The 11637-nt window shown below is 42.6% G+C and carries 7 protein-coding genes; 3 read left to right on the forward strand and 4 right to left on the reverse strand.

Annotated elements, in window-relative coordinates; all coding sequences use genetic code 11:
• Positions 1-393: 393 nt before the first annotated feature.
• On the forward strand, positions 394-2247 hold the full coding sequence (locus tag QTN47_RS12235; RefSeq protein WP_369329666.1) for an arylsulfatase: 1854 nt from the start codon (positions 394-396) through the stop codon (positions 2245-2247).
• 579 nt (positions 2248-2826) lie between these two features.
• On the opposite strand, the gene QTN47_RS12240 is transcribed toward QTN47_RS12235, so the two are convergent.
• Complete coding sequence (locus QTN47_RS12240; RefSeq protein WP_369329667.1) at positions 2827-5073, reverse strand: hypothetical protein; 2247 nt, start codon at positions 5071-5073, stop codon at positions 2827-2829.
• Between the two features lie 206 nt (positions 5074-5279).
• On the opposite strand from QTN47_RS12240, the gene QTN47_RS12245 reads away from it, so the two are divergent.
• Positions 5280-5534, forward strand: coding sequence for a hypothetical protein (locus QTN47_RS12245; RefSeq protein WP_369329668.1), 255 nt, complete (start codon positions 5280-5282; stop codon positions 5532-5534).
• 215 nt (positions 5535-5749) lie between these two features.
• The gene (locus tag QTN47_RS12250) at positions 5750-6190 is read left to right on the forward strand and encodes a nuclear transport factor 2 family protein (protein ID WP_369329669.1); all 441 of its coding nucleotides are present in this window, start codon (positions 5750-5752) and stop codon (positions 6188-6190) included.
• Between the two features lie 628 nt (positions 6191-6818).
• Here QTN47_RS12250 and QTN47_RS12255 read toward each other — a convergent pair.
• From QTN47_RS12255 to QTN47_RS12265, 3 genes are all read right to left on the reverse strand, one after another.
• The gene (locus tag QTN47_RS12255; protein ID WP_369329670.1) at positions 6819-7322 is read right to left on the reverse strand and encodes a DinB family protein; all 504 of its coding nucleotides are present in this window, start codon (positions 7320-7322) and stop codon (positions 6819-6821) included.
• A 244-nt stretch (positions 7323-7566) separates the two neighbouring features.
• Positions 7567-10059, reverse strand: coding sequence for an alpha/beta hydrolase-fold protein (locus QTN47_RS12260; protein WP_369329671.1), 2493 nt, complete (start codon positions 10057-10059; stop codon positions 7567-7569).
• Between the two features lie 272 nt (positions 10060-10331).
• Positions 10332-11633, reverse strand: coding sequence for a vanadium-dependent haloperoxidase (locus QTN47_RS12265; RefSeq protein WP_369329672.1), 1302 nt, complete (start codon positions 11631-11633; stop codon positions 10332-10334).
• Between the last annotated feature and the right edge of the window lie 4 nt (positions 11634-11637).

Below are 11637 nucleotides of genomic sequence, written 5' to 3' on the forward strand. Positions count from 1 at the left end.
GAGCTATGAGCTAGTGATCACTAACACTGAAGTATTGACACAAAATGTTCACGGCTCACACCTGATACCTGACACCTGAAACCTCAATTAAATTTCACACAAATATGAAAAGGCTGTCAGCTATCAGCATTCAGCTATGAGCTATAGATTACGAACATTGAAGTATTGACACAAAATATCCACAGCTCACACCTGATACCTGACACCTGAAACCTCAATTAAATTTCACACAAATATGAAAAGGCTGTCAGCTATCAGCATTCAGCTATGAGCTATTGTCACTAACATTGAAGTATTTACACAAAATGTTCACAGCTCATACCTGATACCTGACACCTGACACCTGACACCTGATACCTGACACCTGAAACCTCAATTAAATTCCACACAAATATGAAAAGATCAATAGTCACCATTGCACTAACGGGGGGCAGCTTAATGCTGTCAACGGTACAAGCACAAACCAATGGTCAGCAAACCTACCAGGGTGTTGTTGGCAAAACACTCGCCGAATCAAAAGAATGGTGGCCCGAGCCGGTGAAAGCTCCGGCAAATGCGCCCAACGTTATCTGGATCTTGCTGGATGATGTTGGTTTTGGTGCGGCCAGCACTTTTGGCGGCGTGATCAGCACACCTACATTTGATAGCCTTGCCAATAACGGCCTGCGTTATACCAACTTTCACACGGCAGGCATTTGTGCACCTACACGCGCATCACTGTTAACAGGCCGTAATCATCACTACGTGCATGAAGGTGGTTTCTCTCACGTATTTGCGTCCGCAGGATTTCCCGGCTGGGACGGCCGTATTCCTTCTGATAAAGGAACAGTTGCTGAGATACTCAGGGACAGAGGTTATAATACTTTCGCCGTGGGTAAGTATGGCGTTACTCCTGATGAAGAAGCAACTGATGCTGGTCCGTTTGACAGATGGCCCTCTGGCAAAGGATTTGAACACTTCTTCGGATTTCTTGGTTCTGAAACGGACCAGTACAAACCTGATCTTGTTGAAGATAATGCACATGTAACACCTGATGGCAGACATTTCAGCGAACAGCTTACAGACAAAGCCATCGGCTATATCTCCAAACAAAAAAAAGCGGCGCCCAACAAACCTTTCTTCCTGTACTATGCGCCTGCTGCTACGCATTCACCGCACCAGGTTGCCAAAGAATGGAGCGACAAATACAAGGGCCAATTTGATGATGGCTGGGATGTGTTCAGAGAAAAAGTATTCGCAAGACAAAAGCAACAGGGTATTATACCGGCCAATGCCGTTTTGCCTGAACGCAATCCGGAGATAAAAGCATGGAACACACTGGATGCTGAGCAAAAGAAATTGTATGCACGATTTATGGAAGTATACGCCGGCTACCTTACTTACACCGATTATGAAGTAGGTAGGTTGATCAATCATTTAAAGTCGATCAATCAACTTGACAACACGCTCATCTTTGTCATCATCGGTGACAATGGCGCCAGTAAAGAAGGGACACTTCACGGCACCGTAAGAGGCAAAGGAACAGGCGGGCAAACCCAGGGCATCACGGAAAAAGAATTCCTGCAGCTGAACGAAAACGGTATTGAACAAATCGGAACACCAGCCTCATGGACAAACTATCCGCTTGGATGGGCACAGGCAGCGAATACGCCATTTAAATACTGGAAGCAGGATGCCAATGCTGAAGGGGGCACCAGAAATCCGCTGATCGTATTTTACCCCAAAGGCATACAGGACAAAGGAAGCATACGAACACAATACGGACACGTTAATGATATTCTGCCGACGACGCTTGAAGTAACGGGCATTAGTGCACCTGAATCTATCAGGGGAATTAAACAGGATACATTGCAGGGAACTTCACTTGCTTATTCTTTTGCAGACGCAAAAGCTCCATCGAGACACAGAGAACAATACTACTACATCTTTGGCTCACGCGCTATTTACAAAGATGGCTGGAAGGCAGCAACACTGCACCATCCGGACTACATTGACGAAAATTCTTTTTCAGATGTCAGGAAGACGATCAATTCGAATTACGACGATGACAAATGGGAACTTTACAATCTGAACGAAGATTTCAACGAAACAGTTGATCTGGCTAAAAAATATCCAGAGAAATTAGCTGAACTAAAAGGTGTGTTTGATGAAACTGCAAAGAAAAACAACATCTATCCGTTTATAGATTGGGATGATGTGTTTAAAAGAAGAATACATAATGCACCGAAGACGGTGAGCAGCAAGTGATGTACGGTGTTAGATGTACGGTGTATGATGTACGATGTACGGTGTATGATGTACGATGTATGATGTATGATGTATGATGTATGATGTGCGATGTGTGATTTACGATGTATGAGAGCGCTGATGTAGGATTTGATGATGTCTGATTTTTTTATGTGCGATAACCTGATTTAATTGTGTCAGGGGATGCAAAGAGATCGCTGATGTAAGATTTTTTTGACGTCTGATTTCTTTATGTGCGATAACCTGATTTAATTGTGTCAGGGGATGTAAAGAGATTGCTGATGTAAGATTTTTTGACGTCTGATTTCTTTAAGTGCTACAGCTGAATTAATCTGAAGAAGCACATTAGCCAGATAGCTTTTGTTAAGCCCTGAAAGGGCGGCTGGCAATAGCACAGGGCAACGCCCTGTGAGATAGATCGATTAACATACTCAAGCCCTGAAAGGGCGCAAGCAAATCACTATCCGAACAGGCAAAAAAAAAATTCCGTTGATCTTTTGGTATCAACGGAACTTTTTTTTTGTAGAATAATTATGTAGCAAGCCAACAACAGCTAATAGCTAACAGCCCACATCTCCCCTATCTCCTGCCACGGAATCCACCACCACCTCTAAATCCACCACCCTGCGAACGGAAATTCTGAAAACGTTGCGTGTTCATTTGTCCGCGTTGCCTTGCTTCGGCGGAGTGATTAAGCCCTTGCCAGGTGTGTTGTGTTTCACCACTCAGATTGTTATTTGGTCTTTGCACCTGGTTCCAGCTACCATTATTGTATTTGCTCCAACCACCACCTTCATTCTTGCGGTACACATTTCCATCGTGGCCCGCATAAGTTCCATTCGTAGTGTGCGCGACTGTTCCGTTTGCTCCATGTGTAATTACACCTTGTTGGCCAGTAGAAGTTCTATACCCAAAGGCGGTACCGTTAGCAGTAGTCACATGACCAGTTTGCGCCCACTGGCCATTCCTTGTGGCAACCGAGCTTCCCCATTGCGAATAAGCGTTATGTCCCTGTGATGTTGCAGCATAGCCGCCTGTCCATGGATTATATGCGCTCGCGGCTGTTCTTCCTCCGTACCAGCCCTGTACGCTTGCAGAACGGCCATATCTGCCCGTCGCAGGATTGTACCATGCCGCAGATTGTGCGGCGCCATACGGTCCATATACACCACGTCCAACAGCATATCCTCCTGTCCACGGATTATAAACAGCTCCCGCTCCATAAGTGCAGGGCCACGGGCGGTAAATTGGATATAGTGCACCCGGCCCCCAATAGAAGTAAGGCGGATAATAATAACCGGTTCCATAAGTAAGGATGGCTCCGGCTGTAAGCCCTAATACAAACATACCAAAGTAACCAGCGGAAGTACTGCTTTCCACTGTTGTTTCGGTCGCATTGGTTTGTGTTACATACGTAACATTATACAAAGGTGAACTGGGTGGAATTGTGTAAATTTCTTTCGGCACTGCCTCTGCTGTTAACCACGGTCCGTTAGGCGTAGAGGACATAAACCAAACACCCTGAAAACACAGGTAATACAAGTCGCCATCTTTGATGATCTTCTCCTGTGTATTTGTTGCATACTGCAGATTAGTACTGTCAATCGGCTTAAACTCAGGGGCACCATCATAACTTACTTTCACTTTCTTTTCTGCTTCTTTTTTATTTACAACTACGGTAGTCGGAATCTGTGCAAGCATGATCGCATCTGAAGCTTCAATTGTTCCGGGGACCGATGCCAGTACATTAGCCTTTGGCGAACCAGAAGGAATTTTAGCGAATGATTCAGGAAGATCATTTCCAGCATAAGTCCAGCTGCCGTTAAGTGACTTTGAACGGAACCATCTGCCAGAAAACAACACATAAAAAGTTTCATCTGTGTTATCAAGAAAAACATCATTATCGGTATTTGTCACATACAACAACCGTGTATCCGGAATAGTAGCATATACAGGTGATCCTTTGATTAAAATGAGTTCCGCAGGATTACTACTGTAAAATACTTTGGGTGCTGCAGCGGATGTTGAAGGCGGTGGCACCGCTTTTTTGACATCATCAAAATTTTGACCCGATGGCAGTTTAGACATATCTTTTGGTAATGTCTTCGTTGCGGTCCATTGGCCCTTTAAGTCATCAGTTGTATACCAATATTTATCAGCCAACAGGTAATAATACTTTTTTGACTTGTCATAAAATACATCCCAGTTTGTATTCACAACAAATTGCAGATCCGTTTTCTCAACAGGAGCCAGTGCAGGTTCTCCCTGAATCATTAACAATATCGCCGGCGTTGTACTGTAAAATATTTCGGGCGGATCATTTTTTACGGCGACAGGCACTGCCTTAACATTACTCTTATCTACATCAGCAATAAGGCGATCTACAGCGATTGGTTCACCACTTTGCGGAAGCAATTCTTTCACCAGTGTTTCCATTGCGGGGATCGCAGATTGATCCAGCGAAGGAAAGCGGGTACTTTCAATAACTACATCATGAAAATATACGGTGCGACTGTCATTATCTACCGAAGTGCCGCACTTAAAAGAAGCAACACCAGGTGTTTCCTTCCCTCCTTTTGGAGTGAGCGCAAATGCAAATCTTCCCGATATTTCTTTGTAATCCTTCCATTCATCTATTTGAGGTTGGTAGTAGATCATTTTATTGCCATCCTTTGTTGCCTGCCTCGGCCAGCCAATATCTGTTGCAGGCGAACTTGTATCTCCCGACGGTTTGGTTTGCGCCGACAATGTATTAACTACAAAAAGAAAGATGGCAAAAGCAACTATAGCCCGATGTCTTAAAAGTTGAAAATACAAGTACCTCATCCTGATGGAAATTATCTGGTTATCAAATTATTTTATCAATTGTAACAACTAAGTATACGAATGGTTCAGATAGGTCTATTTTTGTGATAATGACGATGTTGTTCCTACAATATGCATCAGGTGTGTTAAGGCATTTTAACAGCCCCCTCTCCATTCTGGCACCGTTGTTGAAAAAATGAGTAAGTAAATCATTAAAAAGGAATAGTATGAAATTGAAAACAGACACATTTGAATTAACACACGACAACAAATTAGTCACTGTAAAGGCAACTGCGTTCCAGACAGCAACAAGTGAAACACGCTATAGAGTGAGCATAAACAATAGTCCTGTTCACATATTCGCATTAAACAATTCAATTAACCGTTACCAGGATATTGATAGTGGCGCAGCAGCAAAAAACATTCCATTGGAAATCGAGGAAGCCATTGGTAAGAGACTATACAACAGCATAGCTGCATAAATAAAGTTTACTTTTCATTTTCCAGGAAACGAGCCGGCATTCACCCGCCGGCTCTGTTGTTTCTGATCCGCTTCGATTCTCCGTCCTCTGCAACTGCCGTTCATCAATTAGTAAACACTGAATATGTTTTCAGAAGTTGGCATTTGTATATTTATCGATCAAATGGGCCGGAAAGAAAATCACCGCCCGGTTTAATTAACATTAGTCATACAGTTATGCATAAGCTTGAAATCATCGAGACAATTCAGAACATCTTTATTGGGGCTGACGAAAAGAACTGGAAGCAATCCAGGTCTGCTTTTGCTGATAAGGTGTACTTAGATTACACATCAATGGCAGGCGGAGATCCCCTGGTATTGAACGCAGATCAAATTATTGAATCATGGAGCTCATTTCTTCCCAAATTCAAGGCAACACATCATCAACTGGGCAATTTCATGGTCAATGTGGAAGATGAAAAAGCCAACGCATTTTTTTACGGAACAGCAACGCATTACTTTCCCAATACAAGTGGTAAAAACATCTGGACAGTAGTTGCAACATACAACGCTTCACTCGTGCATGAAAACGATTCATGGAAAGTTATATCGCTCAGGATGAATCTAAAATATCAGGACGGGAATCTTGATTTGCCGAAAATTGTTCAAAATCCATAGTTGCGGAAAGTTGATATCGGTAGTAAAATTTTTATTGGCTGGAGAAGTGCATTTGAAGTAAAAAATGCCTGTCTTTCTTTATAAAGACAAGCATCGCAATCACCATTAACTTCCAATTTAATATCGTTTAGTTAAGCAACCATCGTCAACTTTGTGAGATATCTACTGTCGTCGACCATGATGATCCTGGCTTATCAGAAAAAGTGACCACAACAACACTAATAGCAAGTGCAATAATTATGAGCAAGCCTGCAGCCGCATCGTTTCATGTCGACTGGGGAATTTGGTTAACCACAATCAAAAAGAAATGACATATCATTTATCAAGAGCTGATCGCCATCGATTCATTACCGTCTGCTTTAGCTGCCGGACAGCGGTTCGTCTTTAGAACCGGGCTTTAGCCCAAAATTGGATTGTGTGGCTAAAGCCATATTCAATTACTTTCATTTTCCGTCAGCTAAAGCAGACGGCAATGAAGAAAAACAGCCCTGATCTGTCATTGGTACCACAGGAGAGGTCTCCCGAATACAGGCTTGATCGTGATATTTTGGCGTTTATCATGGACAACTCTTAACTAAAAGACATTGAATTTCCATTTTCAATTTTCAATTTTCCATTTTCAATTGAGTTATTCCATTGGCTGCATATTAAACACTGCCCATTCTTCTTTAGAGGGGCCGTAAATACCCGGCACTTTTATATCCAGCACCCGCATTAACATTGTCATCTGTCCGCGATGATGTGTCTGGTGCGCAATCAGCGCATTTATCACTTTACCTTTTGTCCATCTTTCGCCGTACATATTAACTTCATCGGTCAGCGCAGCATCAGTCAGGCTCTGTACTATTGCAGTTTTAAGATTACCACTGTATTTTTTGTATGCCGCAATTATCTCAGCAAATGTTGCAGGCAGTGGCTCCTGCGCTAAAGCATCCGAATCTATAAAGCCGGCACGGTGGGGCATTTCCGTGAAGGTCTGTGTAATGTGCCACGCAAGACGCTCTAATGAACGGGTGTTGTCATTAAACTGTATGGCTTTTTTTGTCTCATCAACTGCTGAAAATATTTTCAATGTCAGATCTGCTTCCTGTTGCAGATCGTTGATAAAATTGCAGGTCATTCTATTGTCCATAGTATAGAATTGAGAGGGTTTTGTAAATCCCACAATAATAAAACAGGACTTTAACAGTAGACATGAGAATTATCAGCTATACTATTATTCAATCCGTATACAACGTTCTGCAAAGAAAAAAGCAAGTGTATTCTACAAAAAAAAGAACCTTAATGATTTCCTGCATTATAGGATATCATAAAGGTTCTTGCTTTTAATGAGTTATTGCAGCAAATCAATTTCCGCTCTTTAGTGGCCCCTGTCTTTACCTGGAAACTGCATCATTATTAGTCAACTTCCATTCATTATCATAAAATCCTGCTAACTGAATGCCTTTAGAACCGTCACGAAGCATGTCCAGCTTATAGATCATAAAATCAGGAAAACCACTTGCGCCAGCGAAATACTGGTTGGCGTTTGCAGCGTTCATACCTTTTATCCCGCTACCTGCAATTACTGCTACAGATGTTACAGGCGAGTTTTTTAACGGCCATACAAAACAGGCACTTAAATCATCTCCGCTCCATGTGTTACCGCCTGCAGTAACTTTATTGCGCTGCACCTGGATAGGACAATCATTCAATAACTGTCCCCATGCACTATTTGTTGTAGCGTTTCCATAAATTATTACACCTCTGCCCACATATTTATCCGCAGAAAAATCTTTATCAGCTACTATATCAATAGCCCCGTTACCACGATAGTACCATGTTTCTGCGTCATATTTTGCTTTATTCAGACTCCAGGTATTTTCAGCTTCAGTGCCTTTTGTACTATAAACAAATACCATCCTGTAATTAAATGCATCTTTCAAAGTACCATAACGGTGTGGGCCTTTTTGAAGCACGCCGGGGTTTGTACCAAACGCCCATTGATCATTTTGTCTCAACAGGTAAACCGTATCATTAGTGCCTTTCGCATTATATGATAAAGTCTGTCCGTCCAGTTTAAGATCAACTGATGATCCTTGCTTGAAATCGGACATCGCAATTTGAAGCACCCGAACGTTTTCTGTAGTTCCCGAAACAAGTCTTTTTGCTTTGTTCCTATCAAGCACAATCCTACTGTACTTCAATGGATGTTGTTGCTGTATAATTGCTACCCAGTGATATTTTGCCGAAATACCAGGATTAGATGTAGTGAAGTCCACCTTTTCAACAGTACTGTCAGGCGGAAGGGCATGCCACCTAAAATAATCAAACATAGGTTTCCAGTCTACGCTCTGATCACCAAACCAATGCTCACCTTTGGGGTATTCATAGTAACTGAAATCACTTTGGAATTCGCCTAATATTTTCCGCATTTGCCTTGCATACATTACAGGAACAACTTTATCTGAGTCCCCATGCAAAATATAAACACCTAATGGCTTATAGTTAAAAGCAAGTTTAGGCACATCACTCTGATTGCTTGCACGCAATAATACCTGCTCAATCGGATCATTGCTGCTATCGGGTATTACACCATCAGCCGAACCATAGGCTTTTAATGTGGGATAACCGGAACAGGCACCTATTGCGGCCCATTTATCAGGATATGTTGCACCAAGAAACCATGTGCCGTGGCCTCCCATTGAATGGCCCGTTAAATAAATATGCTGCGGATCCGGATTAAATGTATTCGTAGCGTTTTGTAATACTTCCAGGGCATCCAGTCTTCCCCAATCTTCCCAGTTAAAACCACGCGGACGGCGGTTAGTAGCAGCAACCAATGTGCCCCAGCTTTTTGAACGATAAGCCTTTGCCTGGCCGATGGCTTCAACACCTGCACCATGAACGGAAAGGAACAATGCATTGTGCTCTTTAACCGAATCTTTAGTTTGGGGAGTTACGGCATAATATTGAAGACTGCCATCTATGTTGCTCGTAAACGTAACACTGTATTGCTCACCCGGGTTAACGGACTCTATCTTAATGTTTGCTTCATCAATAGCACGACCGTTGTCCAGCAAAGTTATACGGCACTCATTCATTCCTTTAACTGTAACATCACTGCCATCAAAATCAAAACTTACCTTACGCGTAGACATTGCAGGAACTGCAGGAACAGGAACAGTCTGCTGTTTACTGCCAACAATCGCCTTTAGCTGATAGTTATTTAGTACTTTGTTGCTTGTATTCACAACAACCAAAGCGCCTTTTAGTTTGCTATTATCCTGACCGATAACGATGTGAGGCAACGTAGGATCCTCTGCTTTCAGCAGTACCGGCTTATCCGGAAAAATAAGATCCGCAGTAACATTACTTCCACGAACATATAATTCATTCAACCCTTTCTTTAACTGAACGGGAATGTATAACCAGCCAGAATAATAAGGGTCGCCGGTATGTGGCACGCCGTTAAAAAACAAACTGCTGTTGCCTTTTATATTAAGCAAAGCCGCCTGTTCCTTTGGCGAATTATAGGTAAGATATAAGTAACTGCCACCTCTGTCCACGCGACCTGGATTACCAGGATTATTTACGCGGGGAATATTTCCCCAGTCAACGGTTCTGAAGCGATGAGCAGTATCTGCTTTTGCGGACCTCCATCGTAATGTATCGCCTTTAGCTGTAACATCAAAGACTGCGTTAACCGCAGGCGTTTGCAAAGTGCCGTTATATAGCTTGTATGCAAGCAGGTCCGTATAGATCGCTTCGCGACCATAGCGGCTCCCCGCAGCCACTAATAAACCTTCAGAAAAATGGAATACCTGTTGTGCCAAAGCTGAAGTACTCACAACAAGAAATAAACATACAGAAGAAAGATATCTATGCATATCGACAGTTTAATAAAATCTGCATAATCAAACCGGGCACAACATGTACCTGTAAGTAGTTTACTGGTAACTGACACGATGTAGTGCACGGACAAACTAAGTTTTAAAGAACGCTGTTAAGCAGTTTCATCTATTCCTTGTAATTACCAGATGATAACTTATACTTATCCTGAAAAAAAGTTTGGAGCAGCCAGCAAAACAACTAAACAAAAGCTGTTCAACCAGACAGAATCGGCAGAAGGGATAAGGCTTTCGGTTGACGGAATACATATCTATCGCAACAATCTTCCTGCAACATATTCGCCCAGCAACAAGCCTTCTTTCCTGCCATTTTCAATAGCTACGCGGTAATGAATGCCGCCGTATAAACGTGAAATAGCAGCCTCTTTGCATGCTTCTTCAAAGGAAGTAAAATGACGTACAGGCAGGCCAAACTCAACTTCCGTATCATCATCAAATGATACATCCTTACCAAACAATCCGGTTAAAACAATTGACGCTACGGTAGACGCTACGCTATGGCCACTTGTATACTCAGGAAAGGGCGGCGTTTGCAACAATGGACGCCATGATTCATCAATATAAGCGTTGATATAGGTCTCCGGGCGAATGACGTTGCTTCTGAATTTTTCATCCCAGCAACTGATAAACGCATCAAACAATGCAATTGAAGTGTAGGTATAAGCTTTAGAGGTCTTCATGAGATCAGCCCCCGTGTTACGTGCCACGAGTCCTGCAATTGAGATCCAATGACCGCCGGGCGATATTTTTTTTGTCGCATAATTCAGATGTCCCTCCACATTCAGAAAAAAAGGATTGCAATCCCAAAAGCTGGCAATATCATACTGGTGCTTAGTCAGATTTTTTCCGGCAACATACACTTCATAAGCCTGCTTGTAAAAAGCACTGGCGGTATCCTTGCTGAATGGCAATGGCTTTTCCGGCATAAACTGGTTGCAGGAATCAAGCACCATTGTCCTGATCTGGTTCCAGTAAGGTTCTACTGCTGCCATGTAACCGGGTGGCGTTGGTATCCACTTGCCTTCTTCTTTCAAATAGTTATAACGACGGATCTTTCTTGTCTCTTTATATTTGTCAGTACCAGCCCAGTTCAAAATAACGGACGCGACTGTTTCTCCATAAGCCATTGAAGAATTGAATTCTTCATCAGAAATTTTCATCGACTTATAATAAGCTAATATATTCTGCAGGGAATCATGCAATAACGGCTCAGAAAAAACCAGCTTTTCGCCGGTAAGCATAAAGGCACAAACAGCAGCTAAGGAGGGCAAAACTTCTTTTCCCGGATTTGGCACCTGGGGTAATGATTTTAGTTTTCCGTACAGCGATTCGCGCTGATCTGTCGCAGCAGCCAATGCCTCATGCGCCGCGATATTTGCGTATGCATAAATACGGCTGGCAACAGGCGGTGAAAAAATATCATGAATAATTACGTCTGTCAACGCCTTTTCGCAACGGTGCAAGGGATAAGCATCCGTATTCCTGTCCGGTGGCAGTGCGAAAGTGCTTTGGCACAACACGATTAACAATATCAATAAAAAATTTCTTTTCATCAGT

The sequence above is a fragment of the Danxiaibacter flavus genome, from assembly GCF_041060425.1.
GTDB classification, from domain to species: domain Bacteria; phylum Bacteroidota; class Bacteroidia; order Chitinophagales; family Chitinophagaceae; genus Danxiaibacter; species Danxiaibacter flavus.